Here is a 23,820-nt window from a genome sequence, read left to right as displayed (position 1 = left end):
AAGCATGAAGTCAGGATTAACCTTAATTGTATTGTTGGTATTTACTTTTGGATATTCACAAAAAGACATTAGTACAAAATTAGAACAATACATGGATGCTCAATTTGCTATTAATGATTTTAGCGGTACCGTTTTGGTTTCTAAAAACGATTCGGTACTATTTAAAAAAGCATATGGTTTTGCTGATTATGAATGGAAGGTAAAAAATGTCATAGATTCGAAATTTAGTTTGGCCTCGGTTTCAAAGCAATTTACTGCTGTTGCCATTTTGCAATTGGCAGAAAACAATAAACTGTCATTAGAAGATCCTCTGAGTAAGTATTTTATAGGTTTTCCTAAAGGAGATAAGATTACTTTAAAAATGATGTTAACACACAATTCAGGTCTTAATATGGATTTTGATGAACTGTATTTAACAAAAACAGATCTTGATAAAGATTCTGTTTGTACTTATCTGGCAAAAAAGCCTTTGTTGTTTGAACCCGGAACCGGCACAGCGTATAGTAACATTGGCTATTATTTATTGGCGCGCGTGATCGAGAAAGTATCGGGGCAATCGTATTCAGCATATTTAAAGCAAAATGTATTTGATAAGGCAAAAATGTACAATTCTGGTGTTTCGAGTAATGATGCAATAGTCGACAAATTGACACAGCGTTATTACTTTGACAATGATAAATTAGTAAAAAATCCATACATCAACTGGAATTTTAATGTTGGGCATGATGGTGTATATTCGACCGTTGAAGATTTAGATTTATGGAACAAAGCGCTTTTCGAAAGTCAAACTTTATTATCAGAAGAGTCTAAGAAAAAGATGTTTACCTCGTATAATGAAGAAAATTTTGGTTTTGGAATAATTATCAATCCGTTTTACAATCAAAATCATCAGCTTATTGCGCATGATGGAGGTTTTCTGGGAGCCATGACTTCGTTTAATAAATTTACTAATGATAAAATTTTGATTACGGTTTTATCTAACAATCAATCTAAATCGTATTATATCGCTTATGGTCTTGCCAGAATATGTTTCGGGAAAGAAGTAGAGCTTCCGTACAAACACATTCAGTTGGCCATAGATCCTAAAATTTACGATCAATATGTTGGGGATTATGAAAATATCAAAATCCTGAAAAAGGATAATAAGTTGTATTATACAGATTATAATATTGAATTGTTGCCGGAATCTCAGACAAAGTTTTTTCGTTCAGACAATCACAATACTACATTAGAATTTATTAAAAATAAAAAAGGAAAAATTACGCAGATAGAAATTAAAAAAGCAGGAATAAAAGAGATGAAAAATAAAATCAAAGGAGTTTAAGTACTATTTTTGTGCTCAAAATTTAAACCTATGTTGTTTCTTGTTTTAAGCATTTTGTGCAGCGTGATTGTTGGAGTTATTTTCAAGATAACCCGAAAATACAATGGTAATCCAACTCAAATTGTTGCTTTTAATTATGCTGTAGCTTTAGCACTTTGTTATTTTTCGTATAGCCCAAATCTGGCAGAAGTTGACGGAAATGCACCCTGGAGCCTATACATTGCCATTGGGGTTTTATTACCTTTTGTTTTTCTTTCTCTGGTGGCTTCGATAAAACATATGGGCATCGTAAAAACCGATGCGGCACAACGTTTGTCTTTGTTTATACCCATTTTAGCAGCCTGGCTTATTTTTAAGGAAGAGTTTAATTCTTATAAAGTTATTGGAATTGTTATAGGCTTTTTGGCTCTTTTATTCATATTAAGAAAACAGTCTGAAAACTCTCAGAACAAATGGTTTTTTCCGGCCGCCGTGTTAATTGGTTTTGGAATAATTGATATTCTTTTTAAACAAGTGGCTCTTTACACAACTTTGCCTTATCCAACTTCTTTATTTGTCGTTTTTTGTATTGCTTTATCGATGGCAATTTTAATTGCTATTTATCAAATAGGGGTTAAAAACGTAAAATTAGAATCGAAGAACATTCTTTTTGGAGCTTTGGTAGGGATCTTTAATTTCGGAAATATTCTGTTTTACTTAAAAGCACATAAGGCTTTTGCCGAAAATCCTTCGACGGTTTTTGCCGGAATGAATATGGGAGTTATTGTTTTAGGAAGTATTGTTGGTCTGCTTTTTTTCAAGGAAAAATTATCCAAAATTAATTTTATCGGAATCTTTTTAGCCCTGATTTCGATCGTTTTTATCGTTATTTCTCAATTTAAATAATTTATTTTTAAGTTTTAATTCGTTAGTTTACAGCTTATTTAGGGTTGTTTTTAATAATAATTAAAATAAACTCGACTAATTCTATAGAATTTATAAATATAATTTATAAATTTGTCACAACAATGAAAAACTATAGTCTATATATCATCCCGTTTATGTGCAGCTTCACGATGTGTTGCATGTCAAACGATGCGATGAAATGGCGTTAATAGAGAGATACTTGTTAGTTATTTTTTTTTTTAGCCTTTCATGCACCATGAAAGGCTTTTTTTTAGAACTATTAAAAAATCAATAAAATGAGATCAAATAGAAATACAAACATTATGATGCAATGCTGTTTAATGAAAATTCCATGTTGTTGTTAGCAAGAGCAAAGGGCTTTTGTAGTAATCGGGAAAGCCTTTAAGTGAATCAATTTCTAAATAAAATAAACCCAAATTTAAAAGACATACTATTATGAGTACAGAATTAATTAAACAGAATCCGTTTCAATCTATGATTGATCGTTTTAATATCGCTGCTGATATTCTAAATTTAGATGAATCTATCAGGCAGAAACTACAACGACCTGAAAAACAAATTGTCGTTAATTTCTCGATTACTTTAGACAATGGCAGAGAGCAAAATTTTGAAGGTTATCGCGTAATCCACAATACCGCTTTAGGGCCGTCAAAAGGGGGAATTCGTTATGATACAGCCGTAAACCTTGATGAAGTAAAAGCACTTGCAGCCTGGATGACCTGGAAATCGGCCGTTACCGGAATTCCGTTTGGAGGAGCAAAAGGAGGAATCATTTGTGATCCTAGAACACTTTCTAAAGCAGAGTTGGAGAAAATTACCAGAGCCTACACTAAAGCTTTAGCAGATATTTTCGGACCTGAAAAAGATGTTCCTGCGCCAGATATGGGAACAGGACCTGACGAAATGGGCTGGTTAATGGATGAATTTTCATTAGTACATGGCAAAACTATTCATGCGGTTGTAACCGGAAAACATTTGCATTCAGGAGGATCTTTAGGCAGAGTAGAAGCAACGGGAAGAGGTGTAAGCATTATTACATTATTGGCACTTCAAAAATTAAAATTAAGACCGGCAAGATCTACAGTTGCGATTCAGGGCTTTGGTAATGTAGGATTGCATTCAGCTTTGTTTTTGTTCGAAAAAGGACTAAAAGTGGTCGCTGTTAGTGATGTTTCTGAAGCTTTTTATAATCCAGAAGGATTGAATATTCCGGAATTAATCTTGTATTATAATCTAAACAATAAAAGCATTAAGGGATATCCAAACTCAGTTGCCATTAAACATGAAGAACTATTATTGTTAGATGTAGATGTCTTGATTCCTGCTGCCAAAGAAGATGTTATCACGCAAAAAAATGCCAATGACATCCGCGCAAAAATTATCATTGAAGGTGCAAACGGACCCGTTTCGTCTGATGCTGATGCAATATTGCACAATAACAATGTATTGGTGGTTCCGGACATTTTAGCCAATGCTGGCGGAGTAACGGTTTCTTATTTTGAATGGTTACAGAATTCGCTTTTAGAATCCTGGAGAATTCACCAGATCAATACACGTTTAGAAGATATCTTAGAAAAAGGTTTCGAAACCGTTTTTAGAATCGCAGCTAAATATAATGTTACGCCACGAATTGCAGCTTATATTATTGCGTTGCAAAAAGTAGCCGATACACAATCTGTAAAAGAAGTGGCGGTAGATACGCCAAAGTTCAAACAGAATTAAAAATTAGGTTTTAGAATATAAAGACTGTTTTCATTGATTAATATTATTTTCAAAAGAGAAGGTATTAATCGATGAAAATATCTTTGTTTTAAGTTTTTAACGAATCAAAAAAGGAATTTTTAAAATGAAACATATTAATTTTCTAGCTTTTGCAATGCCTGCTTTTTTTCTATTCTTATTCTTAGAATATAAATTAGCGCAACGCAAAAAGAGACCGGAAATTTTTAATTACGAAAGTTCAGTGTCTAATATTAGCATTGGTATTGCTGAGCGATTAATCAATTTGTTTATAGCCGCAAGTTTCTACCAATTGTATTATCTGATATATGACAATTACAGAATTTTAGATATCCCAAGCAATGTTTTTGTTTGGATTGCCCTAATTCTCGCGACCGATTTTGTCTGGTATTGGTACCACAGATTAGGTCATGAAGTCAATTTTTTCTGGGCAGCGCATATCGTGCATCATCATAGCGAAGAATTTAATTTTACGGCAGCAGCCAGAATTACCACTTTTCAGGCCGTCGTGCGAACCGGATTTTGGTGCGTACTTCCGTTGGTTGGGTTTCATCCTTCAATGGTAATTACGATGCTTATTGTTCACGGAGCGTATTCTTTTTTTACGCATACACAACTTATCGGACGTGTAAAATGGCTGGAATATGTTTTTGTAACACCATCTGTTCACGGCGTGCATCACGCCTCTGATGAGAAATATTTAGATAAAAATTATGGCGATATGTTTACCTTTTGGGACCGTCTTTTTGGAACTTTTCAGGAAGAAGAAGAAAAACCAAAATACGGATTAACGCATCCGCTAAAAAGTTATAGTTTCCTCTGGCAACACTTTCATTATTATTTTGAAATCTACGAATTATGGAAACGTTCTGAAGGTTTTAAGGCAAAATGGAAAGCCGTTTTTGGAAGTCCCGCTCACATGGATCAGGATATTCGCCCAACGCTTGAAAAACGTTTTCTGCAAGACAAAGCCAATCCGCATCAACGACTTCGATTTAAGAATTACCTTTATATTCAGTTAGGGGTTTGTACTTTATTCCTAACGGTTTTTACGTACTATTTTGAGTTTTTAAATGCTGTGGATAAGGTTTTTGTGCTTTCGATTATTCTGATAACATTAGTCAATTGTGGTGCATTGTTAGAACAGCGAAAATGGATGTATTATCTTGAATACGCCCGTATTTTTATGTTTACAACGTATTTATTATATGTAGAAAACCTGATATCGTTTTTCTTTATTCCGCTTGCCATTATGATTTTTGCTGAGCAGTTATTTTCGTTAAGTACAAGATATCAAAACGTGATTCTTCAATTAGAAACATCAGAGTAAAAATAGGCCACAGATTATGCAGATTAAACGGATCGTCACAGATTTTTTTATTTTTTTTATCTGTTAGGTATAGAAGTAAAATAGCCACGAATTACACAAATTTTCACTAATTTTTTATGCTCTAAATTGATAAAAAAGAATTCGTGAAAATTTGTGTAATTCGTGGCTAACTTTTTGAATCAACACTCCACACAAAAAATTCGTGTACATCAGTTCTAACCCGTTAAATCCGTGGGCAAAAAACTTAGATCGTTTTAATCGCCATAATCTTCTCTTCAAAAGTATCCTTAAAATCTGATTTGCTTTTAATTCTGGTTTTATACGTATAGATTGTAGCTACAGAAAGTTCCAGGAATTCTGCCATTTGGTTACTGTCCTGAATTCCTAATCGGTACAAAGCAAAAATGCGGAGTTCTGTGTTTAAAAGTTCTCCTTTCTTAACCACGCATTTATGATCATTAGGAAACAAATGATTAAAATCGGTCACAAAAGTGGGGAATAACTTCAGGAAGATTTCATCAAATTGGTGAAAAAGATTCTCGCGTTCCTCTTTTACATTATAGCGTTTTAAACTCGCAATAACTTCATCAGTTTTCTTTGTAATGATTTTATGAAGCGTACTTTTTTGTATATGATCTATTTTATTAATGAAAGCCGAAGTTGCTTTAATAAAATAAGTAATGTATTCCTCTTTAATAGCATTGGCTTCGCTCAGACTAATATTCATTTCCTGAAGCTGTGCATAAGATGAAGCCATTATTTTTCTGGCTTTATTTCGTTCTTTTAATTGTTTGAAAATGATAATCGAGAATAAAATAATAATGACCGTAAGTATTGTCAGGAGAATAATAATCCTTTCGAGTTTATCATTTTTTTCTTTTACATTGTTCAATTGCGCTTTTTCGATAATAGGCAATATCGACGAAATTTCGATTTTTCGGTGTCGGGCATTATAGAAAGTAGCATCATCCATGGCAATGTTAATGTACTCATTTGCCTTGTCGAGATAACCCATTTTAAAGAGTTCGTTGGCCAGATTTCTAAGCGCAACAGTTTCTTTCGTAGCATTTTTAACATCGGCAATAGCCGCCAAAGCCAGGTAATATATCGCTTTTTTTGTATATCCTCTTTCAGAATAAATATATCCCAGACTCGAGGTGGCAATACCGTAATAGTCAGGCGGTAGTTTGTAGTTATTAATCCAGTAGCTAAACGCAAATTCGGCACCACGCCAATCTTGTTGTTTTAAGCGTTTCAGACTTTCTGCGGCCCAATATTCATTGGTATTGGTTCCTATTAATTCTAAAGCCTTTTTCAGGAAATGATTTCCTTGTTGTACATAATGAATATTAAAACGCTGATCTTTATTATAATCGGCCAGATCATAATAAGCACGCGCTTTTATAGAGTAAAACTCAAACTTATTTCTTTGATCGAGTTTTTTATCATCAATAACATTCAGGGTATCAATCGCTTCTTTAAAAAGACCTGAAGAAAGTAATACAAAACCTTCTTTAATTCGGCTTTTAGCCAAATACACTGGATCTTTAAGCACAATGGCTTTGATCTTGGCCTGCTCTAAATAATAATAAGCTGAGTCGTATTTAAATGATTTGTATTCTTCAAACAACAGCATATAGTTATCGTAAAGTTGCTCGTTGTTCTGGCTTAAAGTAAACTTAGAAACGTTTTTCTTTAAAGCTTCAATTTTACGATACTTCTGTTTTAAATAGATTTCCTTTTTAAGGAGCACTTTATCTAATTCTTCTAAAACAGGATTTGTCTCTTTCGCAGAGAGAGAAAAACCTGCAATGAAAAAATATAGAATTACAATTCTTCGCATGTTTTTGGTTTGGTTTAGGGGGTAAAAAAATGTTTAAGTCTAGTTGAGTTAATTCGTTTTTTATTCAAAATTAGTTTAAGAGTTGATAATTAGCAACTTTTAAAAATTGGGTAGCTTCTTTTATAAAATATAATAGGAGAAAGGAAGATTATAGGGTGAAAAAGGGTTTAGAATGTTAAAAGTAATCTAATAACTTGCAATTATACAATAAAAAGCAATTAAATATATGCATAGTGAAAAAAAAATATGTTTTAATTTGGATATTGTCATTTTTACCATAATTTATTTGCGTTTTTCATCTCAACAAAACCTTGATTTTTCAATTTACGACAACGATGTAGTTTATTGATTATCAATTATTTGAGGTTAGAAAAAGTTCAATTATATCTTGATTTTTTAAAGATATTTTTTTTTAGATTTATTTAACATCTAGTTTCGTACTGTCCTTTTAAAGGGATGAAAAACTAACAAAAACCAAAATTTATGAGATGTAAAAGTATTTACTGGTTAGCTCTTATGATGTGTTTATTTGCCATTGGCTGTGACAACACTGAAGACGGAAGCTACGTTGATCCGATTACCATTTATGAGAAAGTAAGTGGAAATTGGGGATTAACAAATTTGAAAATGGTCGATGTATTTGCAAAGGCAAATAAGATCGAGCCAAACGAAGAAAACTTGAGTACCTATTTCAACTACGAAGATTTTAAAATCAAATTTAATGTAGATGAAAAGAACAATCCAACAAGTTACGAAGTTACAGGAAATGTGCCCCCTTTATTTGCCCCAAAAGGATATTGGAGACTCAGCACCGATTTCCAGCCAACAAATCCGGGTAATCCTGTAAAGATTTATTTGTACAGCGATGCCCAAAAAACTCAAAAAACAGATGAACTTCGAGTAGGATCGATTCCGGGTAAAAATGGAGAGATGGAAATTCAGTTAGATCATGCTTCTGGCGGAATTGTGTTTGTTTCTTATGTGTTTAAATTAACTGCTATTAATTAAAAAGTAATATGAAAAAGTTTATATATACAATTTTACTTGCCCTGTTGATGGCTCCTAATTTTGTGCAGGCACAAGAAACAACCGGAGCAGTAGGGAGTATATCATCATTTCCTGTAGTATACAAATATGATGAAAAAGTGACGTGGTTTTTCGACCTTTCGGCAACCACATTTGCTGAGAATGAGGTTTTATATTTATGGATCTGGTCCCCATCAGAACCGGATGCTGGAAACTGGGAAAACTCATCAGACTTTGCTAAATTAACCCATGTAAAAGACAAAATTTGGAGCATTACTTTAACTCCAACAGAATATTTTTCAAAAACACCTGCTGAAATCGCAGCAAGTCAAGGATTTTGGCTTCGTATAAAAAATAAAAACGGATCGAAACAAAGTGAAGTGGCCAATATTGCATACACTGATTTTTCGACCTTTTATACAGCAAATGAGTTAATTAGATCTTACCCTACAAAACCAACACTTGATAAAGGAGTAAGTATTTTGTTTAATGCTAATCTGGCTCTTGGATTTGCCGGCGCTACAAGCGTACATATCCATAGCGGACTGAACGACTGGAGTATTCAGCAAATGTACGAAGCGTCGAAACCGGAGATTGCAGAAAAAACAAAACTAAAAGACTTAGGAAACGGCTTTTATAAAATGGATCTGGTACCAAAAGATTACTACAATGCGCCAGACGGTTTCGTGATGGAGAATCTGGTTTTCCTGATGGTAAAAGACAATTGGGCAGGAACAATTCCGGATCAGGTGTTATACGCAGGAGCTTTTGTACCGCCACCAGCACCGGTTTTTGGATTTTTCCCATTACAAATTAGTCAAAAAGATTTTCTTGGAATGTCGAGAAAAAATAACGAATCGGGCGTAAACAAATTAATCTACACCATTACAGCCGGAAGCAAAGTTATTTCAGGTGAATTTACCGGAGGAACTTCTGAGATAAAAGGATTTGTCAATTTGGTTTCAGAGCTTAAGGATGTTCCGAATTTAAGTGAAATTCATGTTTTGGTCAAAGACAATAAAGACAAAACAATTTCGGACACAACGATTCCGCTTAAAACTTTAGACAAATAATTCACTATCAAATTAAAACATCAATTCTAATGAATAGTAAAAATAAAAAAATAGTCCTGCATCAAATGTGGACTACTAAAAATGTGATATTCATGATTTTCATGCTTTTTCTTTCGGCAGGAATGTTTGCACAGGAAAAAAAGCAGGTATCAGGTACCGTTCATGACAATACAGGAAGTGTATTACCGGGAGCAACGGTAATTGAGGTAGGAACCAGAAATGCAACCACTACAGATTTTGACGGAAAATTTGTCTTAACCGTAGCCGTAGGAGGTTCTATTGAAATTTCGTTTATAGGATCTACTAATCAAAAGATTCAGATCACATCAGCAACGAAACCAAACATAGATGTTCGTTTGCAAAATGATGGTTATCAGCTTGCAGAAGTTCAGGTAGTTTCTGTAGGATACGGAACTCAAAAGAAATCAGATTTAACCGGAGCTATTTCGAGTGTAAAAGCTGATGATTTATTAAAAGGAACAATTTCTTCTACAGAACAGGTTTTACAAGGAAAAGTGGCGGGTTTAAATATCATTCGTCCTTCTGGAGATCCTGCTGCAGGTTCTACGATTCGTTTACGTGGAGGAACTTCGCTTACAGCAAGCAACAGTCCGCTTATTGTAGTAGATGGTATTGCTGGAGTTGATATTAACATTGTTCAGCCATCAGATATTAAATCGGTAGACGTTCTAAAAGATGCTTCGGCGACAGCCATATACGGATCAAGAGGAGCAAATGGTGTAATTATGATTACAACAAAATCAGGTACAAAAGGAGTATCTGTAACCTACAGCGGATTATCAAGTGTAGGTTATGTAACAGATAATTTAGATCTTTTATCAGCCAATCAATGGAGAGGTTATGTACGTAGCACAGGAAACAAAGATGCTGTTGATTACGGCAGAAATACAAATTGGCAAAAAGCAATTGAACAAACCGCTATTTCGCAATCGCATACTTTAAGTATTAATTCTGGTAAAACTGACAGCGGTTTCAGAACTTCACTTTCATACTTAAACAATGAAGGAGTAATCAAAAAAACGGGTCTTGAAAGATTAAGCGGAAACATCAATGCTTACCAATATCTTGGCGATAATAAAGATGTGAAATTCGACATGGGTTTATTTGCTAATGTTGATAAATGGCACCCAATGGATTATAGAATTTTTGAGCGTACTTATAATTTAAATCCAACAATTCCGGTATACAATTCAAACGGAGAATTCTCTGCAGTAAGCGGAAACATCTACCAAAATCCAGTTGAGATTTTAACCAACAGAACTGTAGATAACGAAAGACACAGATTGTTAGGTTATTTTAAAACCGAAGTGAAATTTTTAAAAGATTTTCTTGCTGTAGCTAATATTTCATACGAACATAATGCGGTAAAAGGGAGCACATACAAACCTTCTTACGCAGTTATGGAAGGAGTTGATGAAAAAGGATATGCACAAAAAACATATGCTGAATACGCTAATGCACAAGGAGAACTTTATGTAAATTATAATAAAGTAATCGATAAACATACTATTGGTGCTCTTGCCGGATATTCATACTTAGAAAATATTTACGAAGGTTTTGGTGCACAACGTAGCGGTTTTGTTACAGATGCTTTTAGCTACAACAATTTGGGTGCAGGTTACAATTACCGTTTAGGAGATGTGTATTCTTATAAAGGAAAATCAACTCTGGTTTCGTTTTATGCCCGTGCAAATTATTCTTATGACGGAAAATATTTGCTAACCGGTACCGTAAGAAGAGATGGTTCAAGCCGTTTTGGAGAAAACAATAAATGGGGAACTTTTCCATCTGCATCTGTAGCCTGGAAAATTTCAAGCGAGGAGTTTATGAGTTCAACAAAAGGATGGTTAGACACCCTTAAATTTAGAGTTGGTTACGGAGTTACAGGTAATCAGGACGGAATTGGAGAATACAAATCGCTTTCGATTTTAGGAGTTGGAAATGACAGTTACTACGATCCAAGTACAGGAAGATGGAGTTTGGCTTATTCGCCAAAACAAAACCCAAATCCTGACTTAAAATGGGAATCAACAAAACAATTAAACATTGGAGTAGATTTTAGTTTATTCAACAGAATTACAGGTTCATTCGAGTATTATTCAAAAAACACAAACGATTTGCTTTATACTTACGAAGTGCCTCAACCGCCTTATTTAGTTGGAACAATGTTAGCTAACGTGGGTGAAATGTCTAACAAAGGAGTTGAACTTACGTTGAATGCCGATATCATAAAAGGAGATAAATTTTCATGGAATGCGAATTTAACTTTAGGACACAACGTTCAAAAAATCGAAAAACTATCAAATCCTACTTATAAGACAGATGTAATCTACAGCGGATCTTTACACGGATTAGCAGGTATGTCAGGACAATATTCTCAAATTATTGCTGAGGGTTATCCTGTTGGAACATTCTGGGGTTTCAAAAATGCAGGACTTGACGAAAATGGTAAAATTCAATATTATAATGCAGCAGGAGGTATCGTTGCCGAAAGTGCTTTGGTAGATGCTGATAAAACAGATTTAGGAAATATTCAGCCTGATTTGACTATGGGTATCGGAATGAATTTTACATACGGAAACTTTGATTTAGGAATTACAGGATACGGAATGTTTGGTCAAAAAGCATTAAATGCAACCAATATGATGCTAAACGATCCTAACAGATTACCAACTTTTAATGTTCCGGATGATTTCCTGAATAGCGGAATCAAATCGGCTCCTAAATATTCAGATTACTGGATTGAAGATGCTTCTTTCTTCAGACTTCAAACAGTTTCAGTAGGATATACATTGCCATTAAAATACAAAAGTTCAAAACTTAGAATTTATCTTATGGGAGAAAACCTTGCCGTATTTACAAAATACAAAGGTGTAGATCCTGAAATTGGGTTAAATGCTCAGGACGGTATCAACCAAACCGGAGTAATGGATTTGACTGGATTAGCAGCTCCTGGAATTGATAGATTCAATAACTATCCTCGACCAACTACGATTTCTGTTGGATTAAATTTTACGCTGAATAATTAAGCGATAACTCAAAAATATAAAAAATGAAAGTCAAAATAACAGCATTATTATTAGTAAGTATGCTTTTTACGATATCATGTACAGATTTAAATGAAGATTTATATGATAAGGTAGAAGACGGGAATTTTGGAAAAACACCAAAAGAAATTGATGCATTGGTAGGAGGAGCCTACTCTTCTTTAAGAGGATTTAAAGACGATATATCAAACAATTTTCCAACAAGTGAGTACGTATTCTTTTTGAATGAAACCGTTTCTGACGAAGCAACGATTCCAACAAGAGGAACCAACTGGTACGATGGTGGTCAATATCAGGACGCACAAAGACATACCTGGAAAGCAGACAACCGTATGATTTTATCAGCATGGCGTTACAACTACACCGGAATTGCTAAAATTAATTCGATTATTTATCAGGTAGATAAATCAAGCTTGACAGATGCGGCAAAGGCACCAATTTATGCAGAATTAAAATCGCTAAGAGCCTATTATTACTATAACCTTTTAGATTTATTCGGTAATGTGCCAATCGTAGTGAATTTTGAAGATACCTCTTTGCCATCAAACTCTACCAGAAAACAAGTATATGATTTCGTAGAAAAAGAATTGTTGGATGCGCTTCCGTATTTAACATCAAATGTGGTGTATTCTAAATTCACAAAAAACGTAGCCTATTCGTTATTAGCTAGATTGTATTTAAATTCAGAAGCTTTTATTGGTACACCACGCTGGCAGGATTGTATCAACATGTGTCAAAAAGTAACAGGGTATACTTTGGCGCCGGATTTCTTCGCCAATTTTGCTACAGAAAATGAAAAATCACCAGAGATTATTTTCTCTATTCCTTACGATCAAAAAGCAGGAACAGTAGGAAATTATATGAACTCAATGTCTCTTCATTATTTACATAAATTGACAATTTCTGCTACAGGATTAGATTATCCTTGGAGTGCAAACGGAATGTGTGCACAACCAGGTGTTTACTCTGCTTTTGCTGCCACAGATAAAAGAAGAAAATGTATGGTTGCAGGCGATCAGATTAGTGTAGCAACAGGTTCTGTAATTATTATGGATAACGGAGAACCTTTAACCTATACAGAAGAAGTTACAAGTGTTGCTGATGCAAAAGAAAATCAGGGAGTTCGTTTAGGAAAATACGAAATGAAAGCCGGAGAACAATGGGAGCGTGATCACGATTTCGTTTTAATTCGTTATGCCGAGATCTTAATGATGCAGGCTGAATGTTATGTACGCTTAGGATCTGCTGATTTAGCAAAACCATTTGTACAACAAATTACAGCTCGTGCCGGAGAAGAAATGCCTACAATAATCGATCTTCCTTTTATAGACAAAGAATTACTTAAGGAATTTACTTTTGAAGGAAGAAGAAGAACAGATAACATTCGTTTTGGAACATTCTTCAATTCATGGTGGGAAAAAGGACCAACAGAGAAATACAGAGCGATTTTCCCAATTCCGAGTACAGTTTTAACAACAAATAAAAATTTAGTACAAAATCCTGGGTATCCTGTAAACTAGGTTATTGAATGTCAGTCTTCCGTGTTGGTTAGTCGTGGAAGGCTGACATGTTTTAAGAATAGAAAGTTTTTAAATTAAAAATTGAGAATTAAAAATTAAAAATCTGCTGTATTTCCATAAAAAAAATCACTCAGAGTATTATGATGCTTAAATATTTTAATTTTTAATTCTGAATTTTTAATTGCTTTTATCTGTGGCAAAAAAATATAAAAATAAATACATCAATATGAAAAGATCTATCACATTATTGTTTTTTGGGATCATGAATATTATTGTCGCCACGGCTTGTAGCAGCGACGATAAAAATTCTGATAAACCTACAGAACCGGAAACATTTGAACCTGTTGCGATTGAAAAAACAAATAGCACCAAAATTTATGTTCATTATATGCCTTGGTTTGAGACCAATGAAAGTAGTGCCGATAAAAAATGGGGATATCACTGGACAATGACCAACAAAAATCCAAACAACATAGGCGCAAACAATCGCAGAGAAATTGCGTCGTATTATTATCCACTCATTGGCCCTTATCATTCAGGCGATAAAAATGTGATCGAAAATCATTTATTATTGATGAAGTATTCAGGAATCGATGGTATTCTAATCGATTGGTACGGCACTTTTGATGTAAACGATTATCGAATGGTAAAAGAAAATACAGAACAGCTTATTGCCATGTTAGACAAAGTAGGATTAGATTATGCCATTGTTTATGAAGATCGTTTTTTGCCTAACGTAGTAAATGCCGGAAAAGCAATTTCTGTTACCAGCGCAGCAAAAACAGATTTGGCTTATATGGAGAAAAATTACTTTGATGATAAAAATTACATCAAAATAAACGGAAAACCATTATTGCTAAATTTTGGACCAATCGTATTGCAAACACCTGCCGAATGGACCAACGTTTTTAATACCCTGACCGCAAAACCTACTTTTTTAACACTCTGGAACGAATCTGGAGATGCAGGAGATAATGCCGCCGGAGAATATGCCTGGGTATATAAAAACAACACCTATCTGAATAATTTTTATACAAATAACAAACCAAAACTAGCTGTTGCAATGGGAGGCGCTTATCCTGGTTTTAAAGATTTTTATGCCGAAGGTGGTGGCGGAGCTGCAATTGGATGGACCATAGAACACAACAACGGAGCAACTCTTGATGAAACACTTTCTCTGGCTAAAAATGCGAATTTAAATTACCTGCAACTAATTACATGGAATGACTTTGGAGAAGGAACAATGTTCGAACCAACAGTAGAATTTGGTTATTCATATATCGAAAAGGTAAAAGCATTTGCGGGCGTAAAAAGCACCGAAACTGTTTTTCCTGATATCAGTAAAATGTACAATCTGCGAGTAGAAAAGAAAGGCAATGCCGATGCCCAGAAAAAATTAGATCAGGCTTTTAATTATTTTGTTTCGATGCAGCCTGCAAAAGCAAAACAATTACTAAACGAAATTAAATAAAGAGTTGTAATTAATACAATTAAATAATGAAAAACATAAAATATAGATACTGTCTAATCGCTTTAGCATCAATGTTGATCGTTGCCTGCAGTACTAAAAAAACATACAAAATAAGTTCTCCCGGAAAAAATACCGAATTAATTTTTGAATTAACTCCTTCAGGACAGCCTCAATATAGTTTAACCTCAAACGGAAAATCAGTAATAGAACCATCTTTACTTGGATTTGAATTTAAAGGAATTCAAAAAATGACGGATGGTTTTGAAGTAGTGGCTACCGAAGAAAAATCGGCTGATGAAACATGGGAACAACCTTGGGGTGAATTTAAAAAAGTAAGAGATCACCACACCGAATTGATTGTGCATTTGAAAGAATCAAAAGGACAGGAGCGTTTGGTTGATATTATTTTCAGAGTTTTTGATGATGGTGTTGGTTTTAGATACGAATTTCCAAAACAGCCTAACTTAGGTAAAGTAGAAATTTCAAACGAAATCACACAATTTACCTTTAAATCAGATAATGATGTTTGGTGGATTCCGGTGCATCGCGAAAACAGCTATTACGAAAGTACCTACCGTAAAACGCCTGTTAGTAAAACCGATACCATCAATACACCGGCGACTTTAGAAACCAAAGAAAAATTATTTGTGGCGATTCACGAAGCCAACCTAACCGATTTTGCCTCAATGACGTTATTAAAAACAAATGATAAACAATACAAAAGCGAATTAGTGCCGTGGGCTAATGGCGTAAAAGTATATGCTGAAACTCCGTTTAAAACACCATGGAGAACTATTGTAGTAGGGAAAACTCCCGGCGAAGTAGCAACATCTACCATTATGCTGAATTTAAATGAACCTTCAAAAATTGAAGACCTTTCCTGGATCACGCCTTCAAAATATATCGGAATCTGGTGGGGAATGCATTTAGAAAAATTCACCTGGGGACAAGGGCCTAAACATGGGGCAACGACTAAGAATACAAAAGAATACATTGATTTTGCTGCGAAAAACAATTTAGACGGAGTTCTGGTAGAAGGCTGGAACGAAGGCTGGGATGGCGACTGGACTGCCGACGGATCTTCTTTTAGTTTTGTAAAAGCCTATCCTGATTTTAATCTTGAAGAAATCACGAAATATGCCGCGATTAAAAATGTTCGTTTAATAGGACATCACGAAACGGCAGGAGCCACAAAACATTACGAAAGTCAGTTAGAAGATGCCTTTAAATTGTATCAGAAAATGGGCGTAAATACCGTAAAAACCGGTTATGTAAATAAGTATTTAGACAAAAAAGAATGGCACGATAGCCAGTACGGAGCACGTCATTACAGAAAAGTAATGGAAACTGCGGCTAAATACCATATCATGATCGACAATCATGAGCCTATAAAAGGAACAGGATTACAACGTACTTACCCGAACTTTATGACGCAAGAAGGCGGAAGAGGACAAGAATACAATGCATGGTCTGTTGATGGCGGAAATACTCCAGAACATTTAACTACCCTGCCATTTACAAGAATGCTTTCCGGCCCGTTTGATTACACACCGGGGAACTTTAATTTTGATTATAAAACACCTTCGGGAGCGAGAGTGCAAACTACTTTAGCAAACCAATTGGCATTGTATGTAATCATTTTCAGTCCGCTGCAAATGGCGTCTGATTTACCGGAGAATTACGAAGGAAAACCGGAATTTCAGTTTATAAAAGACGTTCCGTGTACTTGGTCAGACACTAAAGTTTTAGATTCTAAAATAGGAGAATACACAACCATTGCCAGAAAAGACTGGGATGAGAAAAACTGGTATTTGGGTGCGATCACCAATAGTTTCGCCAGAAATCTAAAAGTAAATCTATCATTTTTAGATGCCGGAAAAGAATACGAAGCCGAAATCTATGCCGATGGAACAGGAGCGAATTATAAAACAAATCCGTATCCTGTGACAATTGCAAAACAAAAAGTAAACAGTAAAACAATATTAGATCTTAAGTTGGCAGCTGGTGGAGGAACAGCTATAAAATTCTCTCCAATTGAGAAATAAGTTAGTTTAATATTATTTTGAGTTAAGTTTAAGTTTGAGTGTAAGTTTGAGCAATGAACCCGATGTCTTGAAAAAGATATCGGGTTTGTTATTTTTGTTTATTAACAGATTATGCGCAATCTTGTCATCCCGAGGAACGAGGGATCACACTAGAAACTCCGCAATCAGAATCGCCAATCTTTGTCGATTTACGTGTGTGATCCTTCCTCTGTCAGGATGACAAGATTGTGGTTGTTTTGCGATTACTATGTCAGAAATGAGACGCGGATTAAACGGATTCGCAATGCGAAAACGCGGATATATAAGGATTTTATTCACCCTACCAAATCAAAACAACATCATCTTAGAACCTTAGCAACTCAGCACCTTAGTACCTCCAAAAAAATCAATGTCTATTATACGAAATATGCCCGCCAAAAGTATAAGCAGCGGCTAAAGTAGGTCCGTTGTATCCCCATTTCAAAAAGCCGTTGAGTCTTTTTTCTACGGCATCAACTTTAAAGTTCAGTCCCGTATATCCAGCAGTAAGGCTAAAGTTTTTGTGCACATTGTATAAAAGAGAAAGATTATAGCTGATGATTCGGCCATCGATATCGTCGATTTTTAGGGCGAGATAATTGGCGTTGACATACAATCCAAAGCGTTTGGCTAATACAAAATCACCCCAAATCCCAATGTCTGGTAGGGGAGCAGTGAAATTAAAACTATCTTTATATTCTGCACTAAGCTGATTCGCATTAACACGCAAACCCACATCTGTAAAAAGTACGTGGGCCCCAATTAATAAACCCGCCTGATATTTTGGCTTGGCTAAAAAAGCATAACCGTAAGCAATTCTCGCAATCTGAACATCAAAAAAGGCTGTTACACTTGTATTTACATTGTAGGTGTGTTCACCAAAAGTGATCTCTTTTTGAAGCGTTTTTGTAGAACTTCTGTCTAAAGAGAAATATTCAAAACCTAGTCTGGATCTTTTTGAAATGCGCCAGTCAAACGTTGCCATAAAGGAGGCACTTGATTTCGAAAAGCCTAAATCGTCTTCGAGATCAATTTTAGTACCTCTGTTTCCGTTATTGGTTCCAACTTCGATTTCAGTATTATTAACAGGAAAAAAAGCTCCGGCAGTTACTTTAAAACGTCTGTCGTGCCATGGTAAATCTTTAGCGTCGTAATCCTGAAAATCTTCTGAAGCATTGTTTTGTAAAGCTGGGAGAGCATTTTCTACCGGAATTTCGGCGGTGGTTTGAGCCTGAAGGGAAAGGGATAAAAAGGAAACTATCAAAAAATAAAATAAGTTTTTCATTGTATTTATTTTTAAATTTTATTGATAAATTTTTAACACTTAAAGTTAACAAAAAAAATCATGCATTTTTATTTTTGATCTTTATTATTTGAATAAATCGATTGACTATCAGTAAATTATGGGTTTTGTTAAAATTAGTTGACATGTCACTCTTTTTCGTAATTTTGTATCATGAAAAAAGATAAAACAGATTTTAATACTTCTAGAGAGAACATTTCAGATAGTTTTTTCTTTCAGATACATCGAATGAAGCGTACGATCTTTCGTCATACTAATGCCTTAATGAGCGAAGCAGGAATTACTTTGCAGTTAGAACAACTCCCGCTGATTATGATTCTTCAGCACGACAACCGCTCGCAAAGAGAGCTCTCCGATATTACCATGCGGGATAAATCGTCTATTTTAAGAAGTATCAATGCCTTAGAAAAGAAAGGTTTGGTTGTCGTTAAAAAAGACAAAGGCGATAAACGAAAGAATATCGTAAGTCTTACAGATGAAGGAATTGATTTGGCCAAGAATATTAGAATTTTAATGAATAGGGCAGAAGATGAGGTTTTGGCTGTTTTTTCGGTCAAAGAAAGATCAGAAGCTTTACAAACAATCAGAGGTTACGCAGACAAATTAGATACGCTTTAATTGAATAAAAAAGTTGCCACGAATTTCACAAATTAGCACGAATTTTTAATTGTTGCAGGAATTAGCAGAATATTAATTAGTGAAATTTGTGCAATTGCTTCACCTGTTCGCTATCGCTCGGGTTGTGGCTAAAGAAAAATTTATAAAATGAATAAAAACGAATTATTAGAAGGTCCTATACTTTCTTCCTTATTAAAATTAGCGGTGCCTATTATGATTGCTAATTTACTACAAGCCGCTTATCAATTAGTAGATGCTTTTTGGGTGGGACGATTGGGCGGAGACGCCGTTGCAGCCGTATCTGTAAGTACGCCCGTAATTTTCTTGATGATTGCTTTAGGAACCGGTTTGGCCATTGCAGGATCGATACTTATTGCACAATATTTTGGTGCAGGACAGCAGGAAATGGTAAATCACGTCGCCGCTCAAACATTGCTTATGGTAATTTCGGCGTCGATTGTTTTATCGATTATCGGTTATTTTATGAGTCCGTATTTTTTGCAAATTCTAAAAGTAACGCCAACCGTTTATAAAGATGCTTTGGGCTTTATGCAAATTGCTTTTATGGGACTTGTTTTTAGTTTTAGTTTCATGATTTTCCAGTCGGTTATGCGAGGGGTTGGGCGTGTTACTTTACCGGTTTATATTGTATTGGGAACGGTGATTCTGAATTTTGCTTTAGATCCGTTGTTTATTTTTGGATGGCATTTTATTCCGGCAATGGGTGTAAAAGGAGCGGCTTTGGCAACTTTATCAACGCAAAGTCTGGCGATTATTATTGGATTTGTGATTTTGTTTAGAGGTAAACATGGTATTCATTTGCAGACCAAAGATTTTAAACCCGATTTTAAACATATTAAAAAAGCTTTTAAAATTGGTTTTCCTTCTTCGATCGAACAATCAATGAGAGCAATTGGTTTAACTGCTATTACTTTTTTAATTGTGCATTTTGGTACAACAACTGTTGCTTCTTACGGAGCGGGCTCGAACTTAATACAGCTTATTATGATTCCGGCGCTTGGACTTTCTATGGCAATTGCGACTTTGGTGGGTCAGAATATTGGTGCGGGAAATATGCTTCGCGCGGGTAAAATCGCAAAATTAGGTGCTTATTTAGGTTTTGGGTTATTAACGGGAATTGGAATAATCGCCTATATTTTGGCGCCTTATTTAATTGCTTTTTTCGTTCCAAACGAGCCTGAGGTAATTGCGGGAGGAACAACTTTTTTAAGAATTACGTGTCTTTCATGGGGATTTCTGGGACTTCAGATGTGTTTACTGGGCGTTTTCAGGGCTGTTGGTAATACGACGCTTCCTATGATTTTAACGCTGGTTTCGCAATGGGTTTTGCAGTTTCCGCTGGCGTATATATTATCTCATAATACTTCGCTTGGGGCAATTGGTATTTGGTGGGCTTTCCCAATTTCGACGGTTGTTACGGCTATTGTTACGATGCTTATTTATGCGAAAGGCGACTGGAAGAAAGAAAGACTTACAGGCAAAATGAATAAACTTATTAATAAGGTTGAAAAGGAAATTGTGAAGGAAGGATTTGAGGTTAAGTAAAGGTTCTGAGTTACTGAGGTTCTAAGGTTCTAAGTTTTTTTAAGGTTCTAAGTTGCTGAGATTCTAAGGTTCTAAGTTTTTTTTAAGGTTCTAAGTTGCTGAGATTCTAAAGGTCTAAGGTTTTTCTTTAAGGTTCTAAGTTGCTAAGATTCTAAGATCTAAGGTTTAATATATAGACGCGCTGCTGTGCGTCTTTTTTGACCTAACAGGTTTTTAAAACCTGTTAGGTCTTAGATTTCTAGCCGCATGGCACGCCCAGATTCAAAAACTCAATATCAAAATTCAATTTCAAATTTTTAGATTATATCTTATTTTCGATTGTAATTGATTTTTGTCATTGCCATTGAATTTTGATTTTTGCAATTGCCATTGTAATTGATTTACGTTATATTTGAAAGTATAATCTGAAAACAATTATGGATAAAAAATTAAAACAATACCTTGTAAAGTCTTTCGTAGTAATATTATTGATTCATTTGGGCTATTTTTTATATGGCTATTTTAAGTTTGAAGGAATTGGGAATATCGACATTTATACAGAGTTTTACAGGTTTAAGTTTTATGATGATGTGTCTATTTCGCACTTTTTTGTAACCGGTTTGTTTTTACTTTTCTTTTTGATTTTTTTATTGAAAAATCATTCCAGGAAAAATTATTCTTTTGTAAATCTGCTTAAAATTGGCGGTTTGTTACTGCTGATTTCTTTCTTTAGTTTTTCGTTTTTTGTTAGTTACAGTTTCGGACTGAATGCAAAGATGAGAACGGAATTGTCTGAGGCAAAACTGAATAAGGATAAGGAATTATTGAATGTTTTGCGTCCGTTTTTGTATAATTATACTTCTTATAGTTCAGAGAAATTATTTAATCCGGTAAATATTTTATATCCAAAACCTTATCCGGTTATCGAGGTGGTCGATAGTACTTTGTATGGTAATTATTATAGCGTAGAGTATAATTATTATAGTATTGATACGCTAAAAATGCTAACAACGGATTTGAATAAAGTTTCGGCTGCTACAAGTACGATTTTAGATAGTATTGGATTTGGTAAAAAAGAGCTTTTGGAACGTATCATCAAGAAAAATGTGATAAAAGACAGTACGGAAATTATCTATAAAGGAATGCGTGTAAATCCTGATTACGACGAGAATATTTGCATTTTTGTTGAGAATAAAGCGTTGTACAAACCTGTAAAAGGCATCCCGATAGAAAAACAGCAATATGATGCTGCGGTGAAACGTTATAAATTGCTTTATAAAACAAAGGAGGATTCGTTGCTTAATAATTTTAAGCAACTGGATACGCTTTTAAGAAAATACAAAATCGAAACGAGTTTGGTGCCTAAGGATCTGGCAAAAGATGTGCGCCATTATCAAAAGAATACTCGCGAACCGTTGAACGCGATTAGAAATAATTATGACAGAAAGGCGCTAACAGAAAAATTTGATACGCTGGAAAGATTGTTCTACGAACCAAAATATCTCCATCCGTCGATTATCGAAATCTTCTTTGCCGTAGTTGTAGGCGCTTGGCTAATTGGATTCTTGATTTATATTTTATTTAATCATAAAAGAAAAACCGCCTAAATAAACCTGCGTTTTTATTGAAATTTTATACCCGGTTATAATCGGCTTTCCAGTGTACGATTGCCTTTTTTATGGCGTCTCCGCTTAGGTTATTTTTTAGTGCGTCTTCTATAAGAGGCAAAAGTTCGTTATCTGGCGCAAAGCGAAGTCCAAAAATCTGATCATCGGTTAGTTTGTATTCGATTTCCTCGAATCTTTTTCCGGTTAGGGTAAAATAGCGGTAACGAAGTTCCAGTCGCACAATTCTGTTTTGCAGAATAAGGGCATAGTGCTGGCGCAACATAAATGCAAGGCAAAATAAAAACACAAAAACAACGCTAATAAACGACCATATTAAGGTATCGTTTGTTGTAAAAGCAAAGTAAATACTTGCCGCCAGAAAGATGGTAAGAATAGGGTAGTAAACAAAATGATGCGGGGTATAAAACCTGATATGATTGTAATAGGTCTGGATTTTCATAATTATTTATTTACGGTTTGATATCAAAAAAAACAAAAGCTACCCTAAAAAAATAGAATAGCTTTTTTTCCAAAAATAAACTAACATAACCAATGTTCTCTTTATAATTAAACTTTTTCAAGTTCTCTTAGTAGTATCTATATTTAAAAAGCCTCACTTTCATTCTCTTTTTCAATGGCTTTAATCTGTCTTTAATCTCTTTGGTAAAATTAGTTGGGTTGGTAAAAAAAGCTGTTATATTTTAAAAGGCAAATGTTATATTATTTCAACTTTTAGGGTTGACTGCATATTTTTTTTATTGTTTTGTTTAGGATAAAGTGTTTATGATTTTCCACTCGTCTAGTTTCGACTGATATGTTTTTGCTGCATTTGCCGGACTTGTAGACGGTAAAGTTATAAGTTGATACGAATTTTTTAGCTGAACATATTTTTTAAAAAACGCCGCCGCTTTTTGTCCGTTGAATAATATCGTTTTAATGTTGGGATGTTGTTTTAAAAACGTTTCAAAATCATTCGCGATTTCGTTTTTTATCGCGCTGTCTAAACTTCCAACCCTTTCGCAAAACTGCAAGACATCCCATAAGGCAATTTTGTTTTTTTGCAAAAGCGCTTTTTTAGTTTCGTAATCATTCGAGAAATCTTCATTAAAAATGGCGAACATGAATTTCCAGAAATTATTTTGGTTATGACCGTAATATTGGTTCAGTTCTAATGACTTTGTTCCCGGCATTGTGCCCAGAATCAAAATGTTAGCCTCGTTGTTTGATATTGGTGCAAACGAAAAACTTTTCATATATGTATTACTATTATAGTAGAAAGGTAAAAAATATTACCGTTAAAAACATCATGCAGAAGTAATTATAAAACAATTTAGAAAAATTATATAACATTTTTGCCTGACTTGTGGGCGAACTTTGAATCGT

General features: G+C 34.6%; 17 protein-coding genes. 13 read left to right on the top strand and 4 right to left on the bottom strand.

Annotated elements, in window-relative coordinates; genetic code table 11:
- Positions 1–4: 4 nt before the first annotated feature.
- The 4 genes from L0669_RS19520 (at position 5) to L0669_RS19505 (ending at position 5,300) form a co-directional block, all read left to right on the top strand.
- Positions 5–1,324: a serine hydrolase gene (locus tag L0669_RS19520; protein ID WP_263759546.1), complete on the top strand. Its 1,320-nt coding sequence runs from the start codon at positions 5–7 to the stop codon at positions 1,322–1,324.
- Positions 1,325–1,354: 30 nt separating this feature from the next.
- A complete protein-coding gene (locus L0669_RS19515) occupies positions 1,355–2,209 on the top strand; it encodes a DMT family transporter (RefSeq protein ID WP_263759545.1) in 855 nt (284 codons plus the stop codon).
- Between the two features lie 456 nt (positions 2,210–2,665).
- The gene (locus L0669_RS19510) at positions 2,666–3,952 is read left to right on the top strand and encodes a Glu/Leu/Phe/Val family dehydrogenase (RefSeq protein WP_263759544.1); all 1,287 of its coding nucleotides are present in this window, start codon (positions 2,666–2,668) and stop codon (positions 3,950–3,952) included.
- Positions 3,953–4,076: 124 nt separating this feature from the next.
- Positions 4,077–5,300, top strand: coding sequence for a sterol desaturase family protein (locus L0669_RS19505; RefSeq protein WP_263759543.1), 1,224 nt, complete (start codon positions 4,077–4,079; stop codon positions 5,298–5,300).
- A gap of 244 nt (positions 5,301–5,544) precedes the next feature.
- On the opposite strand, the gene L0669_RS19500 is transcribed toward L0669_RS19505, so the two are convergent.
- Complete coding sequence (locus tag L0669_RS19500) at positions 5,545–7,143, bottom strand: DUF6377 domain-containing protein (protein ID WP_173972480.1); 1,599 nt, start codon at positions 7,141–7,143, stop codon at positions 5,545–5,547.
- Positions 7,144–7,626: 483 nt separating this feature from the next.
- Here L0669_RS19500 and L0669_RS19495 point away from each other — a divergent pair, with 483 nt between their 5' ends.
- The 6 genes from L0669_RS19495 (at position 7,627) to L0669_RS19470 (ending at position 17,346) form a co-directional block, all read left to right on the top strand.
- The gene (locus tag L0669_RS19495) at positions 7,627–8,151 is read left to right on the top strand and encodes a DUF5004 domain-containing protein (protein WP_263759542.1); all 525 of its coding nucleotides are present in this window, start codon (positions 7,627–7,629) and stop codon (positions 8,149–8,151) included.
- 8 nt (positions 8,152–8,159) lie between these two features.
- A complete protein-coding gene (locus L0669_RS19490; protein WP_263759541.1) occupies positions 8,160–9,242 on the top strand; it encodes a hypothetical protein in 1,083 nt (360 codons plus the stop codon).
- A 29-nt stretch (positions 9,243–9,271) separates the two neighbouring features.
- Positions 9,272–12,292 carry a SusC/RagA family TonB-linked outer membrane protein gene (locus tag L0669_RS19485; RefSeq protein WP_263759540.1) on the top strand — a complete coding sequence of 1,007 codons (3,021 nt, stop codon included), beginning with the start codon at positions 9,272–9,274 and terminating at the stop codon, positions 12,290–12,292.
- A gap of 23 nt (positions 12,293–12,315) precedes the next feature.
- Positions 12,316–13,830, top strand: coding sequence for a RagB/SusD family nutrient uptake outer membrane protein (locus L0669_RS19480; protein ID WP_263759538.1), 1,515 nt, complete (start codon positions 12,316–12,318; stop codon positions 13,828–13,830).
- Positions 13,831–14,056: 226 nt separating this feature from the next.
- Positions 14,057–15,301 carry a glycoside hydrolase family 99 protein gene (locus L0669_RS19475; RefSeq protein ID WP_263759536.1) on the top strand — a complete coding sequence of 415 codons (1,245 nt, stop codon included), beginning with the start codon at positions 14,057–14,059 and terminating at the stop codon, positions 15,299–15,301.
- Between the two features lie 26 nt (positions 15,302–15,327).
- The gene (locus tag L0669_RS19470; protein ID WP_263759534.1) at positions 15,328–17,346 is read left to right on the top strand and encodes a glycoside hydrolase family 97 protein; all 2,019 of its coding nucleotides are present in this window, start codon (positions 15,328–15,330) and stop codon (positions 17,344–17,346) included.
- 385 nt (positions 17,347–17,731) lie between these two features.
- On the opposite strand, the gene L0669_RS19465 is transcribed toward L0669_RS19470, so the two are convergent.
- On the bottom strand, positions 17,732–18,649 hold the full coding sequence (locus tag L0669_RS19465) for a hypothetical protein (protein WP_263759533.1): 918 nt from the start codon (positions 18,647–18,649) through the stop codon (positions 17,732–17,734).
- Between the two features lie 246 nt (positions 18,650–18,895).
- Here L0669_RS19465 and L0669_RS19460 point away from each other — a divergent pair, with 246 nt between their 5' ends.
- The 3 genes from L0669_RS19460 (at position 18,896) to L0669_RS19450 (ending at position 22,437) form a co-directional block, all read left to right on the top strand.
- Entirely contained in the window at positions 18,896–19,285 is a 390-nt protein-coding gene (locus tag L0669_RS19460; RefSeq protein WP_263759532.1) for a MarR family winged helix-turn-helix transcriptional regulator, read from the top strand.
- Between the two features lie 147 nt (positions 19,286–19,432).
- Positions 19,433–20,851, top strand: a complete 1,419-nt coding sequence (locus L0669_RS19455) for an MATE family efflux transporter (protein WP_263759531.1) — start codon at positions 19,433–19,435, stop codon at positions 20,849–20,851.
- Positions 20,852–21,267: 416 nt separating this feature from the next.
- Entirely contained in the window at positions 21,268–22,437 is a 1,170-nt protein-coding gene (locus L0669_RS19450; RefSeq protein WP_263759528.1) for a hypothetical protein, read from the top strand.
- A gap of 25 nt (positions 22,438–22,462) precedes the next feature.
- Here L0669_RS19450 and L0669_RS19445 read toward each other — a convergent pair whose 3' ends face one another.
- Both L0669_RS19445 and L0669_RS19440 read right to left on the bottom strand, forming a co-directional pair.
- The gene (locus L0669_RS19445) at positions 22,463–22,897 is read right to left on the bottom strand and encodes a DUF6526 family protein (protein WP_173969994.1); all 435 of its coding nucleotides are present in this window, start codon (positions 22,895–22,897) and stop codon (positions 22,463–22,465) included.
- Positions 22,898–23,204: 307 nt separating this feature from the next.
- On the bottom strand, positions 23,205–23,690 hold the full coding sequence (locus L0669_RS19440) for a DNA-deoxyinosine glycosylase (protein WP_263759527.1): 486 nt from the start codon (positions 23,688–23,690) through the stop codon (positions 23,205–23,207).
- Positions 23,691–23,820: the final 130 nt, after the last annotated feature.

This window comes from Flavobacterium bizetiae (assembly GCF_024271895.1).
GTDB classification, from domain to species: Bacteria; Bacteroidota; Bacteroidia; order Flavobacteriales; family Flavobacteriaceae; genus Flavobacterium; species Flavobacterium bizetiae.
This window is presented reverse-complemented; position numbering and strand designations above follow the sequence as displayed.

Excerpts from the sequence above, each read along its gene's own strand:
- L0669_RS19505 (WP_263759543.1), top strand. The coding sequence starts at position 4,077 with ATGAAACATATTAATTTTCTAGCTTTTGCAATGCCTGCTTTTTTTCTA.
- L0669_RS19520 (WP_263759546.1), top strand. The coding sequence starts at position 5 with ATGAAGTCAGGATTAACCTTAATTGTATTGTTGGTATTTACTTTTGGA.
- L0669_RS19465 (WP_263759533.1), bottom strand. The coding sequence starts at position 18,649 with ATGAAAAACTTATTTTATTTTTTGATAGTTTCCTTTTTATCCCTTTCC.
- L0669_RS19515 (WP_263759545.1), top strand. The coding sequence starts at position 1,355 with ATGTTGTTTCTTGTTTTAAGCATTTTGTGCAGCGTGATTGTTGGAGTT.
- L0669_RS19450 (WP_263759528.1), top strand. The coding sequence starts at position 21,268 with ATGGATAAAAAATTAAAACAATACCTTGTAAAGTCTTTCGTAGTAATA.
- L0669_RS19480 (WP_263759538.1), top strand. The coding sequence starts at position 12,316 with ATGAAAGTCAAAATAACAGCATTATTATTAGTAAGTATGCTTTTTACG.
- L0669_RS19475 (WP_263759536.1), top strand. The coding sequence starts at position 14,057 with ATGAAAAGATCTATCACATTATTGTTTTTTGGGATCATGAATATTATT.
- L0669_RS19500 (WP_173972480.1), bottom strand. The coding sequence starts at position 7,143 with ATGCGAAGAATTGTAATTCTATATTTTTTCATTGCAGGTTTTTCTCTC.
- L0669_RS19445 (WP_173969994.1), bottom strand. The coding sequence starts at position 22,897 with ATGAAAATCCAGACCTATTACAATCATATCAGGTTTTATACCCCGCAT.
- L0669_RS19495 (WP_263759542.1), top strand. The coding sequence starts at position 7,627 with ATGAGATGTAAAAGTATTTACTGGTTAGCTCTTATGATGTGTTTATTT.
- L0669_RS19485 (WP_263759540.1), top strand. The coding sequence starts at position 9,272 with ATGAATAGTAAAAATAAAAAAATAGTCCTGCATCAAATGTGGACTACT.
- L0669_RS19455 (WP_263759531.1), top strand. The coding sequence starts at position 19,433 with ATGAATAAAAACGAATTATTAGAAGGTCCTATACTTTCTTCCTTATTA.
- L0669_RS19510 (WP_263759544.1), top strand. The coding sequence starts at position 2,666 with ATGAGTACAGAATTAATTAAACAGAATCCGTTTCAATCTATGATTGAT.
- L0669_RS19440 (WP_263759527.1), bottom strand. The coding sequence starts at position 23,690 with ATGAAAAGTTTTTCGTTTGCACCAATATCAAACAACGAGGCTAACATT.
- L0669_RS19460 (WP_263759532.1), top strand. The coding sequence starts at position 18,896 with ATGAAGCGTACGATCTTTCGTCATACTAATGCCTTAATGAGCGAAGCA.
- L0669_RS19470 (WP_263759534.1), top strand. The coding sequence starts at position 15,328 with ATGAAAAACATAAAATATAGATACTGTCTAATCGCTTTAGCATCAATG.
- L0669_RS19490 (WP_263759541.1), top strand. The coding sequence starts at position 8,160 with ATGAAAAAGTTTATATATACAATTTTACTTGCCCTGTTGATGGCTCCT.